This is a genomic window from Stutzerimonas stutzeri (assembly GCF_009789555.1).
Lineage (GTDB): Bacteria > Pseudomonadota > Gammaproteobacteria > Pseudomonadales > Pseudomonadaceae > Stutzerimonas > Stutzerimonas stutzeri_R.
Genome location: NZ_CP046902.1, coordinates 897,655 through 922,607, shown reverse-complemented (window position 1 = coordinate 922,607; position 24,953 = coordinate 897,655). Strand labels below are relative to the sequence as shown.

Annotated in this window: 23 protein-coding genes; 9 read left to right on the top strand and 14 right to left on the bottom strand. The window is 65.3% G+C overall.

Annotation, left to right across the window (positions count from 1 at the left end):
- Positions 1-106: 106 nt before the first annotated feature.
- Positions 107-967 carry an NAD-dependent epimerase/dehydratase family protein gene (locus GQA94_RS04210; RefSeq protein WP_158186895.1) on the bottom strand — a complete coding sequence of 287 codons (861 nt, stop codon included), beginning with the start codon at positions 965-967 and terminating at the stop codon, positions 107-109.
- Between the two features lie 168 nt (positions 968-1,135).
- Here GQA94_RS04210 and GQA94_RS04205 point away from each other — a divergent pair, with 168 nt between their 5' ends.
- The 3 genes from GQA94_RS04205 (at position 1,136) to GQA94_RS04195 (ending at position 5,617) form a co-directional block, all read left to right on the top strand.
- A complete protein-coding gene (locus GQA94_RS04205) occupies positions 1,136-2,056 on the top strand; it encodes a hydrogen peroxide-inducible genes activator (protein WP_158186894.1) in 921 nt (306 codons plus the stop codon).
- A 4-nt stretch (positions 2,057-2,060) separates the two neighbouring features.
- Positions 2,061-4,136, top strand: coding sequence for an ATP-dependent DNA helicase RecG (recG, locus tag GQA94_RS04200; RefSeq protein ID WP_158186893.1), 2,076 nt, complete (start codon positions 2,061-2,063; stop codon positions 4,134-4,136).
- A gap of 77 nt (positions 4,137-4,213) precedes the next feature.
- A complete protein-coding gene (locus tag GQA94_RS04195; RefSeq protein WP_158186892.1) occupies positions 4,214-5,617 on the top strand; it encodes an aminoacyl-tRNA deacylase and HDOD domain-containing protein in 1,404 nt (467 codons plus the stop codon).
- Between the two features lie 43 nt (positions 5,618-5,660).
- Here the strand turns inward: GQA94_RS04195 and GQA94_RS04190 are convergent, their stop codons facing one another.
- From GQA94_RS04190 to gspE, 9 genes are all read right to left on the bottom strand, one after another.
- Positions 5,661-6,173 (bottom strand): type II secretion system protein M, encoded by a 513-nt coding sequence (locus tag GQA94_RS04190; protein ID WP_158186891.1) that lies wholly within the window; start codon positions 6,171-6,173, stop codon positions 5,661-5,663.
- Positions 6,170-7,312, bottom strand: a complete 1,143-nt coding sequence (gspL, locus tag GQA94_RS04185) for a type II secretion system protein GspL (RefSeq protein WP_158186890.1) — start codon at positions 7,310-7,312, stop codon at positions 6,170-6,172. Before gspL ends, GQA94_RS04190 begins: the two co-directional genes overlap by 4 nt.
- Positions 7,313-7,315: 3 nt before the next feature.
- The gene (gene gspK / locus GQA94_RS04180) at positions 7,316-8,299 is read right to left on the bottom strand and encodes a type II secretion system minor pseudopilin GspK (protein WP_158186889.1); all 984 of its coding nucleotides are present in this window, start codon (positions 8,297-8,299) and stop codon (positions 7,316-7,318) included.
- Positions 8,296-9,018 carry a type II secretion system minor pseudopilin GspJ gene (gene gspJ, locus GQA94_RS04175; RefSeq protein WP_158186888.1) on the bottom strand — a complete coding sequence of 241 codons (723 nt, stop codon included), beginning with the start codon at positions 9,016-9,018 and terminating at the stop codon, positions 8,296-8,298. Before gspJ ends, gspK begins: the two co-directional genes overlap by 4 nt.
- Positions 9,015-9,419 (bottom strand): type II secretion system minor pseudopilin GspI, encoded by a 405-nt coding sequence (gene gspI, locus GQA94_RS04170; RefSeq protein ID WP_158186887.1) that lies wholly within the window; start codon positions 9,417-9,419, stop codon positions 9,015-9,017. The genes gspJ and gspI overlap by 4 nt, the downstream gene beginning before the upstream one ends.
- Positions 9,416-9,991 (bottom strand): type II secretion system minor pseudopilin GspH, encoded by a 576-nt coding sequence (gene gspH / locus GQA94_RS04165; RefSeq protein ID WP_158186886.1) that lies wholly within the window; start codon positions 9,989-9,991, stop codon positions 9,416-9,418. Before gspH ends, gspI begins: the two co-directional genes overlap by 4 nt.
- A 3-nt stretch (positions 9,992-9,994) precedes the next feature.
- Positions 9,995-10,429 (bottom strand): type II secretion system major pseudopilin GspG, encoded by a 435-nt coding sequence (gene gspG / locus GQA94_RS04160; RefSeq protein WP_158186885.1) that lies wholly within the window; start codon positions 10,427-10,429, stop codon positions 9,995-9,997.
- A 5-nt stretch (positions 10,430-10,434) separates the two neighbouring features.
- Complete coding sequence (gene xcpS, locus GQA94_RS04155; protein WP_158186884.1) at positions 10,435-11,649, bottom strand: GspF family T2SS innner membrane protein variant XcpS; 1,215 nt, start codon at positions 11,647-11,649, stop codon at positions 10,435-10,437.
- Positions 11,650-11,780: 131 nt separating this feature from the next.
- Positions 11,781-13,295: a type II secretion system ATPase GspE gene (gene gspE / locus GQA94_RS04150; protein ID WP_158186883.1), complete on the bottom strand. Its 1,515-nt coding sequence runs from the start codon at positions 13,293-13,295 to the stop codon at positions 11,781-11,783.
- A gap of 537 nt (positions 13,296-13,832) precedes the next feature.
- Here gspE and GQA94_RS04145 point away from each other — a divergent pair.
- From GQA94_RS04145 to GQA94_RS04125, 5 genes are all read left to right on the top strand, one after another.
- Positions 13,833-14,954: a Re/Si-specific NAD(P)(+) transhydrogenase subunit alpha gene (locus GQA94_RS04145; RefSeq protein ID WP_158186882.1), complete on the top strand. Its 1,122-nt coding sequence runs from the start codon at positions 13,833-13,835 to the stop codon at positions 14,952-14,954.
- Positions 14,955-14,966: 12 nt separating this feature from the next.
- Positions 14,967-15,299 (top strand): NAD(P) transhydrogenase subunit alpha, encoded by a 333-nt coding sequence (locus GQA94_RS04140; protein WP_158186881.1) that lies wholly within the window; start codon positions 14,967-14,969, stop codon positions 15,297-15,299.
- A complete protein-coding gene (locus GQA94_RS04135) occupies positions 15,296-16,747 on the top strand; it encodes an NAD(P)(+) transhydrogenase (Re/Si-specific) subunit beta (protein ID WP_158186880.1) in 1,452 nt (483 codons plus the stop codon). Before GQA94_RS04140 ends, GQA94_RS04135 begins: the two co-directional genes overlap by 4 nt.
- Positions 16,748-16,918: 171 nt before the next feature.
- Positions 16,919-18,484, top strand: coding sequence for a gamma-glutamyltransferase family protein (locus GQA94_RS04130; RefSeq protein WP_158186879.1), 1,566 nt, complete (start codon positions 16,919-16,921; stop codon positions 18,482-18,484).
- A gap of 116 nt (positions 18,485-18,600) precedes the next feature.
- Positions 18,601-19,296: a GntR family transcriptional regulator gene (locus GQA94_RS04125; RefSeq protein WP_158186878.1), complete on the top strand. Its 696-nt coding sequence runs from the start codon at positions 18,601-18,603 to the stop codon at positions 19,294-19,296.
- A 1-nt stretch (position 19,297) separates the two neighbouring features.
- On the opposite strand, the gene GQA94_RS04120 is transcribed toward GQA94_RS04125, so the two are convergent.
- Complete coding sequence (locus GQA94_RS04120) at positions 19,298-19,888, bottom strand: NAD(P)H-dependent oxidoreductase (RefSeq protein ID WP_158186877.1); 591 nt, start codon at positions 19,886-19,888, stop codon at positions 19,298-19,300.
- Positions 19,889-20,041: 153 nt separating this feature from the next.
- On the opposite strand from GQA94_RS04120, the gene GQA94_RS04115 reads away from it, so the two are divergent.
- Complete coding sequence (locus tag GQA94_RS04115; RefSeq protein ID WP_158186876.1) at positions 20,042-20,365, top strand: putative quinol monooxygenase; 324 nt, start codon at positions 20,042-20,044, stop codon at positions 20,363-20,365.
- On the opposite strand, the gene GQA94_RS04110 is transcribed toward GQA94_RS04115, so the two are convergent.
- Genes GQA94_RS04110 through GQA94_RS04100 form a run of 3 tightly spaced genes read right to left on the bottom strand, consistent with a single transcriptional unit; the run spans position 20,362 to position 24,934 of the window.
- Positions 20,362-21,585 carry an amidohydrolase family protein gene (locus tag GQA94_RS04110; protein ID WP_158186875.1) on the bottom strand — a complete coding sequence of 408 codons (1,224 nt, stop codon included), beginning with the start codon at positions 21,583-21,585 and terminating at the stop codon, positions 20,362-20,364. The two genes, GQA94_RS04115 and GQA94_RS04110, sit on opposite strands and share 4 nt — an antisense overlap.
- Positions 21,582-24,068: a branched-chain amino acid ABC transporter ATP-binding protein/permease gene (locus GQA94_RS04105; protein ID WP_158186874.1), complete on the bottom strand. Its 2,487-nt coding sequence runs from the start codon at positions 24,066-24,068 to the stop codon at positions 21,582-21,584. Before GQA94_RS04105 ends, GQA94_RS04110 begins: the two co-directional genes overlap by 4 nt.
- Positions 24,065-24,934 (bottom strand): branched-chain amino acid ABC transporter permease, encoded by an 870-nt coding sequence (locus GQA94_RS04100; RefSeq protein ID WP_158186873.1) that lies wholly within the window; start codon positions 24,932-24,934, stop codon positions 24,065-24,067. Before GQA94_RS04100 ends, GQA94_RS04105 begins: the two co-directional genes overlap by 4 nt.
- Positions 24,935-24,953 lie beyond the last annotated feature (19 nt).

The following is a 24,953-nucleotide window of genomic DNA, read 5'->3' as shown; positions in this document are numbered from 1 at the left end:
CGCGGGTTCGGCAACGCCCCGAAGGCGGGGTCGATGGACTGTTTCGAGGGGCCGTCGGCATGGGCGCAGGCCGCCGCTGTGTCGAGCGGCTGCACCGTTGCGCAGATCAGTTCTTGCCGGGACGGATGGAGGCGTAGCCGTTGCGATAGCTCGGATACTGCGGCGTCCAGCCCAGCGCGCGAGCGCGGGCGTTGCTGCAACGCTTGCTGCCAGCGCGACGCGTCATCGGCTGGTCGGCCCAGTGTGTCACCCCGAGTCGCTCACGCAGCCAATCGATCACTTCGTGCAGGGGGGCCGGGTCATCGTCCACGCCGAGGTAGCAATCGTCCAGGTTGCCCCCGTTCAGATCGGTCTGCAGCAGGCAGGCCAGCAGCGCGGCGGCGTCGTCACGATGCACGCGGTTGCTGTATTGCGGCGGGTCTCGCTCGACCCGCAGACCGGCACGCACCTGATTCTGCATCCAGGGACGCGCGGGATCGTAGAGCCCGGCCATGCGCACCCGCGTGGCTGGGATGCCGCTGTCGAGTGCCAGCCGCTCGGCCTCCAGCATCAGCTGGCCGGTGTAACCGGTAGGCTCGGTGGGTGACGTCTCGTCGATCCATTGGCCATCGTTCTGCGCATAGACCCCCGTGCTGGAAAGAAAGAACAGCCGTTTGGGTCGTTGGCCGCGCTGCTGCAACCAGCCAAGCGCATTGCGCAACCCGTCGACATAAGCCTCCCGGTAGCCGGCTTCGTCATGCTGGCTGGCCGAAGCGGCGTACACCAGATAGTCCAGCGAACCGTTGGGCCAGCTGCGCGGCACCTCGCTCGACAACAGATCGCCCTTGACCGGCAGGATGGGCACTGGCAGGCCCGCCGCCTGGCGCCGCAGGCCATAAACCGTCCACCCCGCCCGGCTCAATTGCAACCCGAGACGGATGCCGACATCGCCGCAACCGGCGATCATTACAGAAGGACGAATAGCCATGGCGGTTGCTCCGTAACCGTTGCGGGCCACTCGATCGGCCCGCCTCGCAGGAGTGTACCGCTGCCAAATGAAATTTGCCGCTGATCAGCCAAGGATGAACGGGGCGAGCATGGTTGGTTCGAAGTCGAGCAAAGGCTATGCTACCCGGCACCCTGATGGAAACTCACTATGACACTGACCGAACTGCGCTACATCGTCACGCTCGCCCAGGAACAGCATTTCGGCCGCGCCGCCGAGCGTTGCCATGTCAGCCAGCCGACCCTCTCGGTGGGGGTGAAGAAACTCGAGGACGAGCTCGGCGTACTGATCTTCGAGCGGACCAAGAGCGCGGTTCGGCTGACGCCGGTCGGCGAGGGGATCGTCACCCAGGCGCAAAAGGTGCTCGAGCAGGCGCAAAGCATTCGCGAGCTCGCCCAGGCCGGCAAGAATCAGTTGGCCGCGCCCCTCAAGGTCGGCGCCATCTATACCGTCGGCCCTTACATGTTCCCGCACCTGATTCCGCAACTGCACCGCGTGGCACCGGATATGCCGCTGTACATCGAGGAGAACTTCACCCATGTGCTGCGTGACAAGCTGCGCACGGGCGAACTGGACGCGATCATCATCGCGCTGCCTTTCCAGGAGGCAGACGTACTGACGCTGCCGCTGTACGACGAACCGTTCTACGTGCTGATGCCGGCCAATCATCCGTGGGCGAAAAAAGAAACCATCGACGCTGAGATGCTCAACGACAAGAGCCTGCTGCTGCTCGGCGAAGGGCATTGTTTCCGCGATCAGGTGCTCGAAGCCTGCCCGACCACCCGCAAGGGCGAAGCCCCGACCCATACCACGGTCGAGTCGTCATCGCTGGAGACCATCCGCCATATGGTGGCCTCCGGTCTGGGTGTATCGATCCTGCCGCTGTCGGCGGTGGACAGCCACCACTACTCCGCAGGTGTGCTGGACATTCGCCCGCTGACCCCGCCAGTGCCGTTCCGTACCGTGGCGATCGCCTGGCGCGCCAGCTTCCCACGGCCGAAGGCCATCGAGGTGCTGGCCGACTCGATCCGTCTGTGCTCGGTCGCCAAACCGCCGGCTGCGAACGCCTGAGCCCATGAGCGAGCTTGCGGCCGTCCCGGTCACCGCACTCAAGGGCGTCGGCGCGGCGCTGGCCGAAAAGCTCGCCAAGGTCGGGCTGGAGACCCTGCAGGACCTGCTGTTCCACCTGCCGCTGCGCTACCAGGACCGCACCCGCATCGTCCCGATCGGCGCGCTGCGGCCGGGTCAGGATGCGGTGGTCGAAGGCACGGTCACCGGCGCCGATGTGGTCATGGGGCGACGGCGCAGCCTGCTGGTGCGCCTGCATGACGGCAGCGGCAGTCTCAGCCTGCGCTTCTATCATTTCAGCCAGGCGCAGAAGGAAGGCCTCAAGCGCGGCACCCAGTTGCGCTGCTACGGCGAAGCCCGACCCGGTGCCTCGGGGCTGGAAATCTATCACCCCGAGTACCGCGCCCTCAGCGACAGCGAAGCGGTCGCCGTCGAGCAGACGCTGACACCGATCTACCCCACCACCGAGGGCCTGACCCAGCAGCGCCTGCGACAACTCACCCAACAGGCGCTGGCCCGCCTCGGCCCCCACAGCCTGCCCGACTGGTTGCCTGCCGAACTGGCGCGCGATTACCGGCTCGCGCCGCTGGACGAGGCCATCCGCTACCTGCACCGGCCGCCACCGGACGCCGATCTCGAAGAACTCGCCGAGGGCCGCCACTGGGCCCAGCACCGGCTGGCATTCGAGGAACTGCTGACCCATCAACTGTCGCTGCAACGGCTGCGCGAGAGCGTTCGCGCGCAACACGCCCCGCCGCTGCCGATGGCCCGCAACCTGCCGCAACGTTATCTGCACAATCTCGGCTTCCGGCCCACTGGCGCGCAGCAGCGGGTGGGCGCCGAGATTGCCTACGACCTGTCGCAGGACGAGCCGATGCTGCGCCTGATACAAGGCGATGTTGGTGCCGGCAAGACAGTCGTCGCCGCGCTCGCCGCGTTGCAGGCCCTGGAAGCGGGCTATCAGGTGGCGCTGATGGCGCCGACCGAGATTCTCGCCGAGCAGCATTTCATCACCTTCTGCAAATGGCTGGAGCCGCTCGGTATCGACGTCGCCTGGCTCGCCGGCAAACTCAAGGGCAAGGCGCGTAGCGCCGCGCTGGAGCGCATCGCCGATGGCTGCCCGATGGTGGTCGGCACCCATGCGCTGTTCCAGGATGAGGTGCGTTTCAAACGCCTGGCACTGGTGATCATCGATGAGCAGCACCGCTTCGGCGTCCAGCAGCGCCTGGCCTTGAGGCGCAAGGGCGTCGAAGGGCGTCTCTGCCCGCACCAGTTGATCATGACCGCCACGCCGATCCCTCGGACCTTGGCGATGAGCGCCTACGCCGACCTGGACACCTCGATCCTCGACGAGTTACCACCCGGCCGCACGCCGGTCAACACCGTGCTGGTGGCCGACAGCCGTCGCCTGGAAGTCATCGAGCGTGTGCGGTCGGCCTGTAACGAGGGGCGCCAGGCCTATTGGGTCTGCACGCTGATCGAAGAATCCGAAGAACTCACCTGCCAGGCCGCCGAAACCACCTTCGAAGACCTCTGCGCCGCGCTGGGGGGCCTCAACGTCGGGCTGATCCATGGCCGCATGAAACCCGCCGAGAAGGCCGCGGTGATGGCCGATTTCAAGCAAGGGCGACTGCAACTGCTGGTGGCCACGACGGTGATCGAAGTGGGCGTCGACGTGCCCAACGCCAGCCTGATGATCATCGAAAATCCCGAACGCCTCGGGCTGGCCCAGTTGCATCAGCTGCGCGGGCGGGTCGGACGCGGCAGCGCCGCCAGTCACTGCGTGTTGCTCTATCACCCGCCTCTGTCGCAGATCGGACGCGAACGCCTGGGGATCATGCGTGAAACCTGCGATGGCTTCATCATTGCCGAAAAGGACCTGGAACTGCGCGGCCCCGGCGAAATGCTCGGCACCCGCCAGACCGGCCTGCTGCAATTCAAAGTGGCTGACCTGATGCGTGATGCCGACCTATTGCCATCGGTGCGTGACGCCGCGCAGGCATTACTGGCATGCTGGCCGCAGCACGTCAGCCCGTTGCTCGAACGCTGGCTGCGGCACGGCCAGCAGTACGGCCAGGTTTGACGCTCGTCGGTAAATCCAAACCGCACTAAAGCTGAGGCTATACTGCGCCGCATGGGAATAAGACGGATCACTTGCTCATGAATTCGGCTGTCGACACCACGCAACACCCCTCGCTCCCGCCCATGATCGTTCAGCTTCTGGACAAGCTGGGGCTGGCCTATCGCACCTGCGAGGACGGCACGGATCTGACCCCGTCACGGCGTGTACAAGCCGTTCTGGTTGATGACGCCATCGGCGCGCTGTTGGTGCTCTATCCCCGTGATCATTTGCTCGATCTGCCGCGGCTGGTGGAATTGACCGGACGCCAGTTGGTCGCGGTCAAGCCGGAACGACTGATGCGCATGCTGGCCAAGCACGACCTCAAGGTGTTGCCCGGCCTGCCCCCTCTGACCAGTTCGCCGTGCCTGTATGAAGAACGGCTGTTGCAGCAGCCGGAACTGCTGGTCGAATCCGGCCAGCCGGGGCTGCTGCTGGCGCTGTCGAGCAATGACTTCAAGGTCCTGCTCAGCAAGGCCAGCGCTGGCCAGTTCGCCGCGCCCCTGAGCCAGATCAAGCCTAACCTCGACCGCCCCGAAGCCGACAGCGCGGAGATCAGCCAGGCGGTGCAGAGCTTTACCGCGCGGCGCATCCAGAAGCGTCTGGAAGAAACCATCGAGATTCCGCCGTTGGCCCAGACGGCGCAGAAGATCATCAAGTTGCGGGTCGACCCGGACGCCACGGTGGATGACATCACCGGCGTAGTCGAGACCGATCCGGCACTCGCCGCGCAAGTGGTCAGTTGGGCTGCCTCGCCGTACTACGCCGCGCCGGGCAGGATTCGCTCGGTGGAAGATGCCATCGTTCGGGTGCTCGGCTTCGACCTGGTGATCAACCTGGCTCTGGGCCTGGCGCTGGGCAAGACCCTCAGCCTGCCCAGCGACCACCCGCAACAGGCGACGCCCTACTGGCAGCAGTCGATCTATACCGCGGCAGTGATCGAAGGATTGAATCGGGCCATTCCACGCGCCCAGCGCCCGGAGGCCGGGATCAGCTACCTGGCCGGGCTGTTACACAACTTCGGCTATCTGGTGCTCGCGCACGTCTTTCCGCCGCACTTCTCGTTGATCTGTCGGCACCTGGAAGTCAATCCACACCTGAGCCACAGCGCTATCGAGCAGCATTTGCTGGGCATCACGCGCGAGCAGATCGGGGCCTGGCTGATGCGCTACTGGGGGATGCCGGACGAGCTGTCGACAGCGTTGCGCTTTCAGCATGACCCGGACTACCAGGGCGAGCACGCCGGCCATGCCAATCTGGTCTGTCTGGCGGTACGCCTGCTGCGTAACCGCGGCATCGGCTCCGGGCCCTACAGCGAAATCCCGCAAGGGCTGTTCGACCGTCTCGGGCTCAGCCGCGAAAAAGCCAACGATGTGGTGAACAAGGTCCTCGATGCCGAGGCCGCACTGCGCGCGCTGGCGACGCAGATCCAGTCGCCGCACTGAATGGGGCCAGGGCTGCGCCGGCGTGGCGCTGCCCGACGCGCCGCTAGCCGCCGGCGCGGAAGCTCACCCGAGCGTCCACCAACCCGTCCCCGACCTGGCTGATGCTGACTTCCGCAAGCGTCGCGCCGGCCGCCTGCAGTTCGTCGAACCAACGTAACAGCGTGGCATAGGACGCTCCGGGCAGGGTCACCTGCACGCTGCCGTCGTTGCCAATGTCGAAACTCTCGATGGTCAGACCGCTCTGCTGCGCGCTCTGGGTGACCAGCCCCTGCAACTGCTCGGGAGCCAACGAGACTGGATTGCTGCGCGACATCTGCCGTGCCAGGTCGGTGTTCTGCTCCATGTAGGCATGAAGCACGCGCTGCTCCTGGAAGTACGCCTGCGCGTCACGCACCCGCTGCTGTGCCGGTTGCCAGAGCAGCAGATAGAACAGCACCACCAGCAGGAACGCACCGAGCAGGCTCAGCGACAACCGCTCGCGGGGCTGCAAGCGCTGCCAGCGCAACCACAGCGGGGATTCGGCCAGGCGCACGTGCATCTGTTGTCTCAGGTTCATCCTTGGCCTCCAATCACTACGCGCGCACTGACCGCGTCGCCGTCACGGCTGGCCGAGCCCAGCTGAACGCTTGCGCCGGTCTCGCCCAGGCGCTGGCGCAGCTGCTCCAGGGCCGCGAAATCGCTGGCGCGAACCTGAAGGGCGAGGTCGCCGCGGGCCTGGTTGTAGTCCAGCTGACTGATCGACACCGGAATGCCCTCGGCCATCGCCAGTGCAACCTCATCGAGCAGGCGCATGAATCCGGCCGAACTGCCTGCACGCTGGCCGATGTGCTCGTCGAACTGCGCACGCAGATTGACGATGCGCCGGTCATCCGGGAACAGCTCGCCGTACAGCGCCCGGCTGGCTTCGGCGTAGCGCTCGGCCTGACGTTCCAGCGACCAGGCCTGGGCGAAGTTGAAGATCAACTGCACCGCGAGCGCCAGCGCGAGCACCAGCATTACCGGTTTCCACCGTCCCAACCCGCTGCCGGCGACCTGCACGGCGAAATCGCCCTGCGCCAGATTCAGCGCCGCGGCGCGTCCTGATGCGAGGAAGCGATAGGGGTCGTCCAGATGCTGGTAATCATCGAGCGGTTCGGGCGCCTCGCTCAGGATGCCATGACCATGACGAGGCGCCGGGCATTGCGCGGCCAGATGCGGCCACTGGCTGCTGTCGAACGCCACTCGCGCTTCTGGCGCGCCACCCAACAGTGCGCGTCCGTCGATGAACAGCACCTGCGTGCCTTCGCGTGGCAGGAGGTCGGCGTCGACGTGAATGGCGACGATGGTCAGCCCGAGCGCCTGCAGATCCTCGAGCCAGTCAGCCAGCAGTTGCCTGCGAATGGCGATGACCCGCCGACGGCCATCTTCCAGCGCATCGCCATGGGTCAGGTGCAAATCGTCGACATTCTCGGCGAGCAATTCTTCGACCGCATAGGCCAGCGCCTGATTGACCCAGCGCGCCTTGCGCGTCGGTAGATTGACTGCAAACGCGCTGCAGGCCTCGGCCGGCAGCACCAGCGTCACCGCTGCGGGCGCGTGCTCGGCACACCGGCCCAGCGGGACCCAGCGACCGTCGCCCTCACCCGGCAGCCAATAGACCGGGGTGTCGGTGTCGAGCCGGGCGCCGCTTTCGGCAGGCAGAAACAGGCAGTCCATCCGCTATCGCTCTCCATCGTTGGTTTGGCGGGGCAGCCGTGGCGGCTGCCCCAGGTTTCGCTGAAGGACACGAACGTCACCGTCGTCCTCGCGTCGCAGCCGACTCACCAACGCCAGTCGGCGATCGCCCAGGCGCACTTCACTGGTGGCCTGAAAGAATTGACTCGTCACCGCCACGCGGGTGCCCTCCAGTTGGACACCGCCGAGCGCCGGTTGCGCCATGAAGGTCGCCACATCGCGAAACCCGCTGGCTCGCCGCGCCTGCACCAGCGCTTCAGCGGCGCTCAGGCTGAGGTTGTCGGCCAGACTCGACAGCACCATGGCACCGGCCGTATTGACGTTGAGCGGCGTGTCGGCCGGCAACGTGGCGACATGCGGCGCCAGGCGCTGGAAATCTTCGTCGCGCATGTCGAGCAGCAAGCGTAGCTCCGAAAGGTCCTCGAGGCGCCGTCCGGCGGTGCGATAAGGCGGGTCGAGCAGCAGGTAGGCATTGTCCTCGGCACCGTACTCGCCAGTGGGCTGCTGGTCGCTGTCCAGCCAGTCGACCAGCCGCTCGGCATAGGGTTCGCTGATCTGCAGGCGCAGCAGCAGCCGACGAAATTGTGCCAGCGCCGCCGCGTTGGGCTGTTGCTGCTGCACCAGGCTGTTAAGGTTGAACCGCCCGGACAGATCCTCGATACGGACCTGAACCTGCCCCTGCCCTTCATCCAGATCGTACGCGGGCTGCGGTAACGCCCAGGGCTCGAGCAGATGATCGACCGGGGGTTGTCCGGTGCCGTTGCCCGACGCCCGCAGATCGCGGCGCAGTATCGACTGGGCCAGGGCTTCGCCGCCCAGGGCGTAGTGCCAGGCCTGGCGGGCCTGTGCCTGGTTGGCCGTGCCGCGGATCGACAGTTGCTGGCGGGCGATCATGCCGGCGCAGACCACGGTGACGATGGCGACCACCAGCAGCACGGTGATCAGGGCGACGCCACGCTCGGCCTTCATTGCAATTCGTCCTCGGTCACCGGCTCGGGCACGCCCTGGGAATCCGGCTGGACGAACTGCGGCGCCGGCGTCGGCCCGTCGGGCAGGCGCAGCAGCCGGGTGATGGTGCCGTAGCGCCGATGGTCGAACGACACCTCGACCGCAACCGGCAGACGCCGCGCCTGGTCTTCCGGGTCACCCCGGCCGAAGTCGAACGGCGGCCACTCCTCATGCCAGCTGTTCTGCGCATCGAGGTAGCGCAAGCGCCATTCCGAGACCTCGTCGAGCACCCGTTGTACCCTCGGCTCACTGTCGACGTCCCGATCGAGCACCACCCAGTAGTGCCGCTCCAGGCTGTCACCGGCCAGGTGCCAACGGACCCGCTGCAGGTTCGCCCGACGCAGCCCGGTGGGATTGCGCCAGCCGCTGCGGGTCAGTTCCAGAGCGGCGCCGCCTTCCATGCTCGACAGCTGGCCGATGAAGGCGTTCTGCTCATCACCGTAGCCGTCGCGCACCGGTCGCGGCACGGCCTGTAGCAGATCCTGTTCGAGACGCCATACGGCTCGTCCCAACTCGCGCAACTGGACTTCCTGCGCGCGCACCACTTCATCGCTGCGCAACACAGCTTCGAGCATGCGGTAGGTCGCCAGCCCCAACAGGGCGAACAGGGCGATGGCGATCAGCAGTTCCAGCAAGGTGAAGCCCGTCATGGCGCGAGGTATCACGGCCCGGCTGCTCATGGATCGACCCCGACGAAGCCGGTCAGGCTGGTCACCGCGCGCTGGTCGATCGAGCCGCGGTTGCCGCCACGCCCTTCGGCAGCCGCGACCCAGACGCGGATACGCAGCAGGCCGGGCGTGCCACTGGTCTGAACCTCACTGAGCGTTTGCCACCGGCGACCGCCGAACTCCACGTCCTGATCTTCTCGACCGACGCTGGGCGCGGGCTGTTGGAGTTGCAACTCGGTGAGTCGGTTGTCGGCGATCCAGCCGGCCAGCGTCAGCGCCTCCAGCCGCCCGGCGTTGTTCACGCTGCGCCCGGCGGCGGTCAGCACCACCGCGGCCACGATGGCGAAGATCGCCAATGCCACCAGCACTTCCAGCAGGGTGAAACCAGGCGAACGGGACGGCTCGCCGCTCATCGGCGCGCATCCTGCGGTTCGGCGCGCGGCATGCGAAAGCCATCGCTGGACACGACCCAGCGGGTGCCGCCTGGGCGTTGATCGGAAAAGGTCAGCGTGAACGGCGAAAGCTCGCCGCTCGAAAGGATCAGCAGCTGTGGCTGCACGCGGGGCGCACGACGACGCTCGCGGTCACGCTCATCGGACAGTCCGATAGGATCATCCTCGCGCTTGACCGGCGCGATCAGCTTCAGCGGCGCGCCATCGAGCTCCAGCTCCAGCCGTATCCACTCCGGCGCCTGGTGCGCCTCGCCGTCTCCGGCATCGCGCCAGCGCGCGTCAGTCTCGTCGTAGTGCATCACGCGATAACCGTCACGGCTGATCAGCAGGCCGTACTCTCGGCTGTCGAGCACCGCTTCGTCGGCCATCAGGCCAATCAGCGTCGCCAGTCGCTGCGCCTCGTCTCGCACTTCACGGGACGAACTGGAACTGCCCATCGACAGCATCGCCAGCCCCACCAGGCTGCCGAGAATAACGATCACGACCAACAGCTCGATCAGCGTGAAGCCGCCGTCCCGACGCGCCCGATGCATCGATCAGAGGTCCCAGTTGCCGATATCCGCGTTCAGCTCGGAGCCGCCCTGCTTGCCATCGGCACCGTAGGAGTACAGATCGAACGGGCCCTGGGTTCCTGGCGACAGGTATTGGTATTCATTGCCCCATGGGTCCTTGGGCACGCGCTTGAGGTAACCGTCGCGGTTCCAGTTCTTCGGCTGCGGGTTGCCACCGGGCTTTTCCACCAGCGCGTCCAGGCCCTGTTGGGTGCTGGGGTAGGCGTAGTTATCCAGTTTGTACATGTCCAGGGCGGCGCTGATGGCCTTGATGTCACCCTTGGCCACGGTCACCTTGGCCTGATCCGGACGGTTCATCACCTGCGGCACCACCAGCGCGGCGAGGATGCCGAGGATGACCACCACGACCATGATTTCGATGAGGGTGAAGCCCCTCTGTGTGCGTTCGTTCAACGTCATGCTCACTAGCCCACCAGTTGATTGAGAGAAAGAATCGGCAGCAGGATCGCCAGGACGATCACCAATACCACGGCCCCCATGAACACCAGCATGAAGGGCTCGAAAAGACCGACCAGCAACGAGACCTGCGCGGCCAGGTCGTTTTCCTGGTTACGCGCGGTCCGGGCGAGCATCTGGTCCAGCTCGCCGGATTTCTCGCCGCTGGCGATCATGTGCAGCATCATCGGCGGGAACTCGCCGGTGGCGTCCAGGGCACGGGTCAGGCTGCCGCCCTCGCGTACCCGCTGCGCCGCCTCGATGACTTTGTCGCGAATGCGCAGGTTGGCGATCACCGCCGCGGCAATGCCGAGCGCATCCACCAGCGGCACACCGCTGCGGGTGAGGATCGCCAGGGTCGAGGCGAAACGCGCCGTATTGGTCGCGCGCGCCAGACGCCCTACCAGCGGGATACGCAGGATCAGCGCGTGCCAGCGACGCTTGATGTTTTCGTCGCGCAGCGCCTGGCGCATGCCGAAGCCAGCCACGACGATGCCCACGAACATCAGCCAGCCCCAGCGCTGCACCGCCTCGCTCACGGCAATCAGCCCGGTGGTCAACGCCGGCAGCGACTGGCCGGTGTTGACGAAGACCTTCACCACATCCGGCACCACGTAGCCCAGCAACAACACCACAATCGCCAGCGAAGCGACCAACAGGATCACCGGGTACAGCAATGCCAACTGGATCTTCTGCCGTGACTGCTGGCGCTGATCGGTGTAGTCAGCCAACTGGTCGAGGACCAGTCCAAGGTGCCCGGCATGCTCGCCTGCCGCCACCGTCGCTCGATAAAGCTCCGGAAAGGCGGAGGGGTATTCGCGCAGCGACCCCGCCAGGCTGTGGCCCTCCATCACCCGGGCGCGGACGGCCAGCAGCATCGACTTGATCTTTTGCGAGGTCGATTGCGCCGCCGCGGCGCGCAAGGCTTCCTCGATGGGCAGCGCGGCCTGGACCAGCGTGGCGAGCTGACGGGTCACCAGCGCCAGGTCGCGCGCCGACAACCCGCGACCAAAGGCGAAGCCGCCGCCAGTGGTGTCTTCCCGGGCCTTGGCCTGTTTCACCTCCAGCGGCGACCATTGCTTTTCGCGCAGCAACTGACGCGCCTGCCGCGCGCTATCGGCCTCGATCAACCCTTTCTGCTCACGCCCACGCGGGTCGAGGGCGATATATTCGAATGCCGCCATCAGCGCGATTCTCCACCGCCACGGCGTTCAACCGGGCGTGCGGGCCTCCCCCGCTCCGCAGCCCGATGACGGACGCCGCGCTCGATCCTGCGCAGTGCCTGCGGGGCCCATGTAGCGGTACAACTCATCAACTATTCCTCGCGGGTCACGCGCAATACTTCTTCGATGGTGGTCACGCCTTCACGCACCTTGCGCAGGCCATCGTCGCGGATGCTCGGGCCCAGCCGGCGCGCGTGGCGGAGCATCTCCTGCTCCGGCGCGCGGGTATGGATCATGCTGCGCAGGGTGTCGTCGAACATCACCAGCTCGTAGATACCGGTTCGCCCTCGATAGCCCAACTGGCGGCACAGATCGCACCCCTCGGCGTGATACAGCGTCGGCGCCTCGCTCGGGGCGAGCCCGAACAACGCGCACTCGGCCTCGTCGGCGACATAGGCGCGTTTGCAGTCATTACACAGCACCCGGACGAGGCGCTGGGCCAGCACGCCGAGCAGCGAGGATGAAATCAGGAAGGGTTCGACACCCATGTCCACCAGACGCGTGACCGCACCGATGGCGCTGTTGGTGTGCAGCGTGGACAGCACCAGGTGGCCGGTGAGCGAGGCCTGCACCGCCATGTCGGCGGTTTCCTGGTCGCGGATTTCGCCGACCATCACCACGTCCGGATCCTGGCGCAGGATCGCGCGCAGCCCCCGGGCGAAGGTCATGTCGACCTTGGTGTTGACCTGGGTCTGGCCGATGCCTTCGAGGTTATATTCGATCGGGTCCTCGACGGTGAGGATGTTGCGCGAGCGGTCGTTGAGCGTGACCAGGCTGGCATACAGCGTGGTGGTCTTGCCCGAGCCGGTCGGGCCGGTGACCAGGATGATGCCGTGAGGCTTCTGCACCGCCTGTTCCATCACCTGGCGATCGTGATCGCTCATGCCGAGATGTCGCAATGTCAGGCGGCCAGCCTGCTTGTCGAGCAGACGCAGCACCACCCGTTCGCCATTGGCCGAGGGCAAGGTGGAGACGCGGATATCGACCTCCCGGCCGCCGACCCGCAGGGAAATCCGGCCGTCCTGAGGGATGCGTTTTTCGGCAATGTCCAGCCGCGCCATGACCTTGATGCGTGACACCAGCAACGCCGCCAGCTCGCGCTTGGGCTGAACCACTTCACGCAGGATGCCGTCGATCCGGAAGCGGATCACCAGGCGTTTCTCGAAAGTCTCGACGTGGATATCCGAAGCGTTTTCCTTGATCGCCTCGCCAAGAATGGCATTGATCAGGCGAATGATCGGCGCATCGTCTTCCTGCTCGAGCAGGTCTTCGGTCTCCTGGATCTGGTCGGCCAGGCTGTGCAGGTCCATCTCGTCGCCCAGCCCTTCGACCATCAGCATCGCGGCCGAGGAGTCGTGCTGGTAGGCGGCACTCAGCGCCTGCTCGAATTCGTCCTGGGCCAGCCATTGCATCGCCAGCGGGCCACCGGCGACGCGTTGAGCCTCCTGCAGCGCGGTCAGCGGGGCGCCTTCGCGGGCACACAGCCGCAGGCCTTCCGGACGGTCCAGGAGAATCACGCCGTGACGCCGAGCGAAGGCGAACGGCAGACGCCGCTGGACCGGCTCTTCAAACAGCGTGGTCATCTCGTTCACATCCAGTTCGGCCATGGCTGAATTTCTCGCGAGCAATGCAATCGAAGTTCGTCGGCAGTCCGAAGTCGGCGCAACCAACCACTTTGGACTACAAGGAATGCATGACATTGCAAACCGCTGACAGTTTTTTCCGCGCTGTCGAACCGGGTCGGCCGCAAAACGGCACCCAGGTCGAATATAGACAACGCCTGCGACGAATACCCCGTCTATGGCCCGTCATTCATGATTGCGCCGCGCATAACCCGGCGTCTGCGTGTGTGGCATGGCTGCAAGCCAATACCGGCGCAGCCTGCAGCGATACCTAGCAACCTAACAGTCACGAAGTGAACGCAGAGGCGCCTTCGGGTTCCGATTAAAACAGTTGTTTGATTTTCTCGGCGCTTGCAGAATGCCGCGCCGCAGCAGGCTCAAACCAGCAGTGCGGGGGCCCGTAGCCGATACAAACACTCGACCGCCATTCGCAGTGGTCGGGCGAACAGGACCACCAGCGGTCCGAGGGACGGCCTACCGTGCCGAGATCGCTGGTTACGATCAAGCAGGAGAACAAGAACAATGCATATTGGTGTTCCTCTCGAAACCAGGCCCGGTGAAACGCGCGTTGCCGCAACACCGGAAACCGTCAAGAAGCTGATCGGCCAAGGGCATCGGGTCACGGTGCAGAGCGGGGCTGGCGTACAGGCCAGCGTCCCGGACAGTGCCTATGAGGCGGCAGGCGCTACCATCGCCGATGCCGCTGCGGCGTTCGCAGCAGAGATCCTGCTGAAGGTGAGCGCACCGAGCGAAACCGAACTGGCGCAGATGCAGCCAGGCACGGTGCTGATCGGCATGCTCAATCCCTTCGACAACGACAACATCGCGCGCATGGCCGCACGCGGCATCACCGCATTCGCCCTGGAAGCGGCGCCGCGCACCTCGCGCGCGCAGAGCCTGGACGTGCTGTCGTCGCAGGCCAACATCGCCGGCTACAAGGCGGTGATGGTCGCCGCCAATCAGTATCCGCGCTTCATGCCGATGCTGATGACCGCCGCCGGCACGGTGAAAGCCGCACGGGTGCTGATCCTCGGCGCGGGCGTCGCCGGCTTGCAGGCGATTGCCACGGCCAAGCGCCTGGGCGCGGTGATCGAGGCCTCGGACGTGCGTCCGGCGGTGAAGGAGCAGATCGAATCGCTGGGCGCCAAGTTCGTCGACGTGCCATTCGAGACCGACGAGGAGCGTGAGTGCGCAGAAGGTGTCGGCGGCTATGCGCGACCGATGCCGGCGTCCTGGATGACCCGTCAGGCTCAGGCTGTGCATGAGCGCGCCAAGCAGGCCGACATCATCATCACCACCGCGCTGATCCCGGGCCGCAAGGCACCGACGCTGTTGCAGGAAGAGACCGTGCAGCAGATGAAACCCGGCTCGGTGGTGATCGACCTCGCCGCGTCCCAGGGCGGCAACTGCCCGTTGACCGAAGCCGATCAGGTGGTGGTCAAGCATGGGGTGACGCTGGTCGGCTACACCAACCTGGCGACCCTCGTGCCGGCGGATGCCTCGGCGCTGTACGCGCGCAACCTGCTGGACTTCCTCAAGCTGGTGATCGATGGCGACGCCCGGTTCCAGCTCAATCTCGAAGACGACATCGTCGCCGCGTGCCTGATGTGCCGTGACGGCCAGATCGTGCGCACCAACGGTTAAGGGAGCCTTGCAATGGACCTGATTTCTGACGGCATCTACAACCTGATCATCTTCGTGCTGGCGATCTACGTCGGCTACCACGTGGTCTGGAACGTCACCCCCGCGCTGCACACGCCGCTGATGGCGGTCACCAACGCGATTTCGGCAATCGTCATCGTCGGCGCCATGCTCGCCGCCGCCCTGACCGTCACTCCGATGGGCAAGCTGATGGGCACCCTGGCCGTGACCCTGGCTGCGGTCAATGTTTTCGGTGGCTTCCTGGTCACCCGCCGCATGCTGGAAATGTTCAAGAAGAAGGAGCGCGCGCCCGTTGCCGGCAGCGCCAAGGCGGAGTCCAAGCCATGAGCATGAACCTGATCACCCTGCTCTACCTCATCGCTTCGGTGAGTTTCATCCAGGCCTTGAAAGGCCTGTCGCACCCCACCACCTCACGCCGTGGCAACCTGTTTGGCATGATCGGCATGGGCATCGCCGTGGTCACCACGGTGTTCCTCGTGTTCAAGCTCGGCTCACAGCTGGCCGAGAGCGCCAGCCCCTGGAGCGGCCTGGGCTTTATCGTCCTCGGCCTGCTGATCGGCGGCAGCATCGGCACGCTGATGGCCAAGCGCGTCGAGATGACCAAAATGCCCGAGCTGGTTGCCTTCATGCACAGCATGATCGGCCTGGCCGCGGTGTTCATCGCCATCGCCGCGGTGCTCGAGCCGCAATCGCTGGGTATCGTCCAGGCCATCGGCTATCCGATTCCGGCCGGTAACCGCCTGGAGCTGTTCCTCGGTGCGGCGATCGGCGCCATCACCTTCTCCGGCTCGGTGATCGCCTTCGGCAAGCTGTCTGGCAAGTACAAGTTCCGCCTGTTCCAGGGCGCGCCAGTGGTGTTCGCCAACCAGCACAAGATCAACCTCGCCGTTGGCGTGGCGATCCTGGTGCTGGGCCTGATCTACACCTTCAGCGGCAACTTCACCGCGTTCATGCTGCTGGTGGCGCTGGCCTTCGTGATCGGCGTGCTGATCATCATCCCCATCGGCGGCGCCGACATGCCGGTGGTGGTCTCGATGCTCAACAGCTACTCGGGCTGGGCGGCAGCCGGTATCGGCTTTTCGCTGAACAACTCGATGCTGATCATCGCCGGCTCCCTGGTCGGTTCGAGCGGCGCGATCCTCTCCTACATCATGTGCAAGGCGATGAACCGCTCGTTCTTCAACGTGATCCTTGGCGGCTTCGGTGGTGACGCCGATGCCGGCCCTGCCAAGGGCAGCCAGGAGCAGCGTCCGGTCAAATCGGGTTCCAGCGATGACGCGGCATTCCTGCTGTCGAACGCCGACACCGTGATCATCGTCCCCGGCTACGGCCTGGCGGTGGCCCGCGCGCAGCACGCGCTGATGGAACTGGCCGAGAAGCTGACCCATATGGGCGTGACCGTGAAGTACGCGATCCACCCGGTCGCTGGTCGCATGCCCGGCCACATGAACGTGTTGCTGGCCGAAGCCGAAGTGCCTTACGAGCAGGTCTTCGAGATGGACGACATCAACTCCGAGTTCGGCCAGGCCGACGTGGTGCTGGTGCTGGGCGCCAACGACGTGGTCAACCCAGCGGCGAAGAACGATCCGAAGTCGCCCATCGCCGGCATGCCGATCCTCGAGGCGTACAAGGCCAAGACGGTCATCGTCAACAAGCGCTCCATGGCCAGCGGCTATGCGGGGCTCGATAACGAGCTGTTCTACATGGACAAGACCATGATGGTCTTCGGCGATGCCAAGAAGGTCGTCGAGGACATGGTCAAGGCCGTGGAATAAGCACGGCGCCGCGTCATCCGAAACCCCTCCCGGCATCGCCGCGAGGGGTTTTGTTTTGCCGGTCGACGCGTCGGGCCGCGTCGAAGCGCACTGGCGTCCGATGCGGAACGGTTATTGCCTTGTACGTTAGCAACCTGAAAACGAATAGCTAGCAATCAAGGAGACACCGCCATGTTGGCCGAATCCCGCCGCGGCGTCATTTGCACCCCTCACCCCACTGCCACGGCCGCGGGCATGCGAATGCTCGATGCTGGCGGCAGCGCTATCGATGCGATGCTCGCCGCCAGTGCCATGCTCGCCGCCGTCTATCCGCACATGACCGGCCTGGGTGGTGATGCACTCTGGATGATCCATGACCGCCGCGTGCGCACCATTGTGGGGATCGGCCAGGCGGGGTGCCGGCTCCCGGCCGGAGGCAGGATCGATTTGCGCGGACCCGGCGCGGTCGCGACCACCGCGGGCGCACTGGCCAGTTGGCAGATCGCGCACGCCATCAGCCGCGACGAATGGGGGTCACGCCTGGGCTGGTCCGATCTGCTCGGCGACGCCGCCGAGACCGCCCAGCAAGGGGTGGAAATCTCCGCCTCGCAACTGTTCTGGCAGGAGCAGCGAAAGGATCTGATCGAAGGCCTGCCCGACCTTCTTCGGCTGTGCAAGGCCGACGGCCGCTGGTTGCAGCAGGGCGACCGGCTGCGCCAGCCGCAACTGGCCGACACCTTGCGCCAGCTGGCCCGCCACGGCGTGCAGGACTTCTATCAAGGCGAGTTGGCGCGGGCCTTTGCCGAAGCGTTCAACCGGCTCGATTGTGGCTTGACGCTGGACGATCTGGCCGTCACGCGCGCCGAGCAAGTCAAGCCGATCTCCGTGCGTTACCGCCAGGGTCGTCTGTTCAATGTCGCACCGCCCTGCCAGGGCCTGTACACGCTGCAAGCCATGGCGGCCCTGCAACACACGCCCATCGCCGAGAGCGGCAGTGGCAGCGCCCGCTATTACCACTTCCTCGTCGAGGCGATCAAACAAGGACTGTTGCGCCGCAACAGCGAGTTGCACGATCCGCGCGCCAGCGGCTGGGACTATGCCGCCGGCCTTTCGAACGCCAGTGTCGCGGGTTACGCCGAGCGCATCGATGCCCAGCATGCCGCGCCCTGGGCGGAGCCAGGGCGCCCGGCCGACACCGTCTGGATGGCGGCCACCGACGCCGAAGGCCGTACCGCCTGCCTGATCCAGAGCCTGTTCCACGACTTCGGCTCCGGCTGCATCCTGGGCGACACCGGCGTGCTCTGGCAGAACCGCGCCGCAGGCTTCAGCGCCAACCCCGAGCATCCCAACGCCTGGGCGCCCGGCAAGCGTCCAGCACACACGCTCAACCCCTCCTGCTACCTGGCCGACGATGGTCGACGCCTGTTCTTCGGCACCCAGGGCGGTGATGGCCAGCCGCAGACGCAGATGGTGCTGGCCACGCAACTGGTCGACTTCGAGCGTCCGATCGAGCAGGCCCTGCGCACGCCGCGCTTCCTGCTCGGGCGCAGCTTCTTCGACAGCACCGACAACCTGAAACTGGAAGCGGACATCGAGCCCGAGGTGATCGAGACGCTCAAAACCATGGGACATGAGATCGAGATCATCCCTGCGCTCAGCCCGTTTACCGGGCAGGCGGGCGCGATTGCCATCGAAACCGACGGCCGCCGCTTTGCGATGCACGACCCCCGCGGGCAGGGCAACAGTCTCGGACAGTGAGCGAGCGGATGAGGCTGCGGCGTTCTGACGTGGTTGATCGCGCGGGGCAAGTGCCGATAATGCAGGATTGCTAGCGCTCATCGCTCGCAGGTCGCCATGACGGAGTCGCAGGAACTATGGGGTCGAGGACCGTTACCAGCAAACAGATCGAAGTCCAGCGTATCGTCGATGCGCTGTCGCGGGCCATCGCCCAGCACCGCTTGCACCCCGGCACGCGCCTGATCGAAGCCCAGATCGTCGACGCACTCAACGCCAATCGCAACCATGTGCAAAGTGCGTTGCAGCGTCTGGCCATGCAGCGCATCGTCACCATCGAACCGAACCGGGGCGCGCTGGTGGCGCAACCAAGTGCCAAGGAGGCGCGGGATGTCTTCGCCGCGCGACGTGCTATCGAGCGCGCCATCGTCGAAAGCATCACCCCTGATGTCATGCGCCTGCACCGCCAGCGCACGGCGGCCCATATGCGCAGCGAGCGCAAGGCTACCAACGCCAGCGACCGCCGGGATATCGTGCGCGAACTCAGCGAATTTCATCTGATGCTCGGCGAAATCAGCGGCAACGCAGTGCTCGCTGAGATGCTCGGCAACCTGATGGTGCGCAGCTCGCTGATCGTCGCGCTCTACCAGCGCAACGACCATCCGGCCTGCGCCTCCGACGAGCATGAGCAGATCATCGGCGCGCTGGAGCGAGGCGACCGCCAGACAGCGGTGCGGGTGATGATCGAACACCTGGATGAGCTGGAGGCTCAGCTCGCGCTCGAAGCGCTTGCCGAGCCCGAGGTGGACCTCCGCCAGATACTCGGGGCCCTCTGACTCAGGCCGGGAGACCGAACACCTGCGCCAGGTGCCGCTCGTACCGCGCGACGTCCGCCTCGATGGCGGGGCGCTTCATCACATCGACACAGAGAAAGGTCGGCAAGGCGCTCATGCCGAGGAATTCGTTGGCCTTGTGGAACGGGAAGTAGACGGCATCCACACCACGACCGGCAAAGAAGTCCGACGGATCGTCGAATGCTTGCTGCGGCGCGTTCCAGGTCGCTGAGATCATGTACTGCTTGCCCTGCAGCAGTCCGCCGCTGCCGTACTTCTGCGAGGCGTCCGAGCGGGTCCGCCCGTCGTTGGCATAAAGACTGCCGTGACCTTCGGTGAACACTTCGTCGACGTAGCGCTTGACCGTCCAGGGCGCGCCCATCCACCAGCCCGGCATCTGATAGACGATCACATCGGCCCAAAGGTATTTGGCGACTTCCTCAGCCAGGTCGTAGCCCTGGTCGATTTCGGTGACTTTGACATCGAAGCCCGCGCGGTCGAGGAAGGCGAGTGCGGCCTGATGCAGGGTGGCGTTGTAGCGACCTTCGGAGTGGGCGAAATTCTTCCCACCGTTGAGCAGTAGTACTTTTTTCATGAAAGAACCCGAGTCATGTTTGATGGCGGCAGCTTAAGCGGACGCCATACGGCTGGAAACCCGTTCCACGCGCAAATGACCTTTGACTCAAGCTCAGCAATCTCTGGCGCTGTGTTGCGTTAGCGTTGCCATTCATCAACCGGGAGCGACGCCATGCCAGACACGTGCGGATTCATTCTCCACGCCCACACCCGACCGGGAAAAGCCGAGGCATTCGAAGCGATGTTTCGCGCCTACGTCGAACCCAGCCGAGCCGAGCCTGGCTGCATCGAGTACCACATGCTGCGCGATCAACAGGACCCGAACCTGTTTATCTTCTTCGAGGTGTGGACGAGTGCCGAAGACCTGGCCGTGCACATGGCGCTGCCCCATATGCAGCACTTCCATGCGCAGCGCATGGAATACCTGAGCCAGGATCTGGTGGTCCGTCCGATCGAAATGCTGAGCCACGCATCGGCCACTGCGATACCGCGCTAGCGTGGAGCCAGGAGCTGCGGCAACGCGCGCTCGAAGGTCTGCCGGCCCGCCTTGAACCCCATCAGTGGCGGGCTGATCTGTGCAATGACAGCCGCTGGCGAGGGCGCGTCGAAGACGATGAAGTCAGCCCGACAGCCCGGTTCCAGTCCGTAATCGGCCAGACGTAACAGGCGCGCCGATTGACTGGAGACCCAGCCGAGGCAATCGAGCAGCTCCGCCTCGGTCGCCAGTTGCGTGACATTGGCGAAGAGGTTGGCCTGCCGCACCAGCGAGGCGTCGCCGTAGGGGGTGAACGGGTTGCCGATGTTGTTGGTCGACAATGAGCAGGTAACACCGCAGCGATGCAGTTGCGCCAGCGGTGCGACACCACGGGGCTTGTCATGGAACCGGTCGCGCGCAGTCAGAAAGAGATCGGTGGAGGGCAATGCGGTCACGCTCACGCCCGCCTGCGCCAGCGCCTGCGCCACTTCCTCGAGATGCCCCAGCGGCAGCGCGGAAAGTTTGGTCACATGGCCCACCGCAACCCGGCCCTGCCAGCCATGCAGTTCGGTGCAGCGAATCACTTCGCCAAGGGTCATGCCCTCGGGATTGAGATCGAAATCCAGATGAAAATCCAGGTCGCGGTCATAGCGCACCGCCAGCTCGAACAGGCGACGTATCTGCGCCTCGGGATCGCTGTCGGTATAGGGGCATCCGCCGAGCACTTCAGCGCCTTTTTCCAGCGCCTGGCACAGCAGCGACTCCGTGCCGGGGCTGTCGAGCATGCCCTCCTGAGGAAACACGCAGATCTCGAGCGTAATGGCCCATGCGTAATCGTACTTCAGTCGCTCGATGGCGTTAAAACCTGCGAGGCCGATCTGCGGGTCGATCTCGACATGCGTGCGCATGTGAGTGGTGCCCTGCATGATCGCCTTCTCCACGACCTGCGCGCCGCGCGCATAGACGTCCGCCTCGGTGAACGAGGCCTTGGCAATCCGCGTCTGGGCGATGGCTTCGGCGAGCGTGCCCTCGGCCAGTTGGCAGCGTTCCAGGATGCACGCCTTGTCCAGATGAATATGGGTTTCAACCAGCCCGGGCAAGACCAGGCGCCCACCCAGGTCCAGCACCTGTGGCGAACTGCCGGGACTGAATCGGCTGACGAAATGCCCCCGCTCGATCAGCAGTTCGCTCAACGGCTCGGTACCGCTGCGCCGCGCATTGAGAAGGTGCAAGGCGTTCATGCGGCGGCTCCTTGGCCCAGATAGGCGGCTTCCAGGTCGCGGTCGCCCCGCAGTTGTTCGGCCGTGCCGGATTTGACGATACGACCGGTTTCCAGCACATAGGCGCGGTCGGCAACCTGCAAGGCGAGATTGGCCATCTGGTCGACCAGCAGCAAGGTCACCCCCTCGTCGCGCAGACCCGCCAAGGCGTCGTACAGCTCGCCGATCATCGCGGGCGAGAGGCCGAGAGACGGCTCGTCGAGCAGCAGAATCTTCGGTTTGGCCATCAACCCCCGGCCCACGGCCACCATCTGTTGTTCCCCGCCGGAGAGAAGCCCCGCCGGACTGTCGATGCGATCGCGTAACCGCGGAAAGCGCCTGAGGATGGCCTCGATTTCCGCCTCGGCGTCGAACGCCTCGATGCGCGAATAGCCGCCCAGCAAAAGATTGTCCCGTACGCTGAGCTGCGCGAACACCTGCCGTCCTTCCGGCACCAGCGCCAGGCCACGGGTCGCGATAGTGCTGGCGTCCTCGCGTTCGATGTTCCGGTTGTCCAGCACGATGCTGCCAGAGGTGGCCGGATGAAGACCGGCCAGGCATTTGAGAATGCTCGATTTGCCGGCGCCGTTCGCCCCGAGAATGGCGATCAGCTCGCCGGGATTGACGACCAGGCTGATGCCTTCGACCACCGGCGCAGCTCCGTAATCCACCACCAGATCGTTGATGTACAAGCGTGCGTCGCGTGAACCGGCCCAGGGCTCGTCGCGCGGTGGCGCCTGGTAGCGCGTGCCGCCCAGGTACGCGGCGACCACCCGCGGATTGGCCCGGACCTCCTCGGGCAGGCCCCAGGCAATCGGCTTCCCGGCATCGAGCACCAGAATCCGCTCGGAGACCGCCATCACCAGCGCCATGTCATGCTCGACCAGAATCACCGCGATGTCGAAGCCGGCAAGCACCTTGAACAATGCGGCGAGGCTGTCGGTATCGGCACGACCGAGGCCGGCAGCCGGTTCGTCCAGCAGCAGCACGTTGGGCCGTGACGCCAGCGCACGAGCGATCTCCACCAGACGGCGGTCGACATGGGGCAGATCATCAGCCGGGGTGTTGACCGAACCGCGATAGCCCACCAGTGCCAGCAGGTGAAGCGCCAGCTCTCGCTGCTGTGCATCGGGGCGTCGGAAGATGCTGCCCAGACGGCCCTGTTGCAGACCGGCGAGAACGTTTTCCAGCACCGTCAGTTCACCGAACAGTTGGGTCGTCTGGTAGGTTCGCGAGATGCCCGCGCGGGCGATCTTCCAGGCGGGCAGACCGGCGACCTCGTTGTTGAGGCGAATGCTGCCGCTGTCCGGCGCGTAGAACCCGCTGATCATGTTGAGCACCGTGGTTTTGCCAGCGCCGTTGGGCCCGATGATGCTGGTGATGCTACCCGGTGGCGCCTCGAAGCTGACGCCGTCCGCTGCCTGCACACCGCCAAAGCCGATGCTGATGTTCTCGACCTCAAGCCCGGCGGATTGCCGGGCATTGCCGAAAAACCCGGCCAGCAGGGCCTGATTGGCGACAGCGGGAGGCAGCACCCTGTCCGGACGCAACCACAGTCGGGCGAGGCTGCCGAGCAGGCCGCGCGGGGCGACCCAGAGCACCGCGAGCAGCAATGCGGAAAACATCAGCAACCGATATTCGGCGAAATCCGCCAGCAGCTCTGGCAAGAGGACGATCAGCAGCGCGCCGAGCAGCGGCCCGAACAGCGTGCCGGCGCCGCCGACGATCACCGCCAGGACGAACAGGATCGACTGTGAAAACGGAAACGAGGCCGGGTTGATGAACATCATCAGCGGCGCCACCAGCGCACCGGCAAACCCGGTCAGGAACGCCGACAGCGCAAAGGCGAGGGTCTTGGTCTGTACCGGGTTGAAGCCGAGCGAGCGTGCCGCGATCTCGGAAGCCTTCACCGCCCGCATCGCCGTACCCCAGCCACTGTGTCGCAAGCGCTGATAGAAGATCAGCGCGCCGACCATCATTGCGCTGGCGATCAGTGCCATCACGACGGCCGGGTCCAATGCGCCGATTTCCGGCATCGGAATACCCATCAGACCATTCGCGCCGCCCGTCAGCCCGCGCCATTCGATCAGGCCATGGTGCACCACCAGCGCGAAGGCGATGGTGATCATCGCCAGGTAGGGGCCACTGACCCGCAGCGCCGGAATCGCCAGCAGCGCGCCGACCGCCCCGCACAGCAGCGCAGCGGCGAACATCGACAACGCCAGCGGCACTCCGGCCATGGTCAGCAGCGCCGAGGCATATGCGCCGATGGCGTAGAACGCGATATGGCCGAAGGATATCTGCCCGCTGAGGCCGATCAGGATGTTGAGCCCGACGCCGACCACCACCGTCAGCGCGAAGAAGCTGAAAACCAGTAACGAATAGCTGTCGAGCATCAGCGAGAGCGCCGTGCTCGCGGCCGCCAGCACGGCGATGCCTGCCGGGGCGAGAATCGAAGTCTTCATACTTTCACCAGTGTCTTGCTGCCGAACAGCCCGTTGGGCCGTAACGCCAGCGCCAGGATGACCAGCGCGAAGGTGAACAGCTGGGTGAAGGCCGATCCGAAGTAGAGCGTCACTACCGCCTCCACCAAGCCGAACAGCAACCCCGCAGCGAATACCCCGCTGGCACTGGCGATTCCGCCGAGGATGGCGACGGCAAACGCCTTGAGGCCGAACAAGGTGCCCATTTCGGCACTGACGTTGAACAACGGAGCGATCAGCAGTCCGGCAATCGCGGCGAACACCGCCGACACCGCGAAGGAAATCGCCACCACGCGGTTGACCCTGATGCCCATCAAGCGGGCCGCGACCGGATTCTGCACGCAGGCTTCCAGCACCTTGCCCAGGCGCGTATAGCGACGCACCAGCAGCAATGCCAGCGCGATGCCGGCCCCGACCAGCGGGATCAGCATCTGCAGCAGCGAAATGTTCGAGCCGAACAGCGCCACGCTGGTCGTCGCCAACTCCGAGGTGAACTGCCTGGGCTCCTTGCCAAAGGTGAACATCGCCAGGTTATCGACGAGGATTCCCGCCGCCACCGTCGCCATCAGCCAGGCTTCCGATCCACGCGAATGGAAGGGGCGGACCAGAAAGCGCTCCACCGCCAGCCCATAGAGGGCACACAGTGCGAGCGTCATCGGGATGGCCAGCCACAACGGCCAGCCCCAGGTGATGTGCAAGCTGTAGCCCAGCACCGCGCCGACCATCATGGCGCTGCCCTGGGCGAAGTTGACGGTCCGCGAGACGACGTAGGTCATGTGGAAACCCAGCGCCAGCAAGGCATACATGCTGCCCAGCCCGAGCCCGGTGACAATGGCGGCGGTGATCATGAAAAGCTCCTTGCAGCCG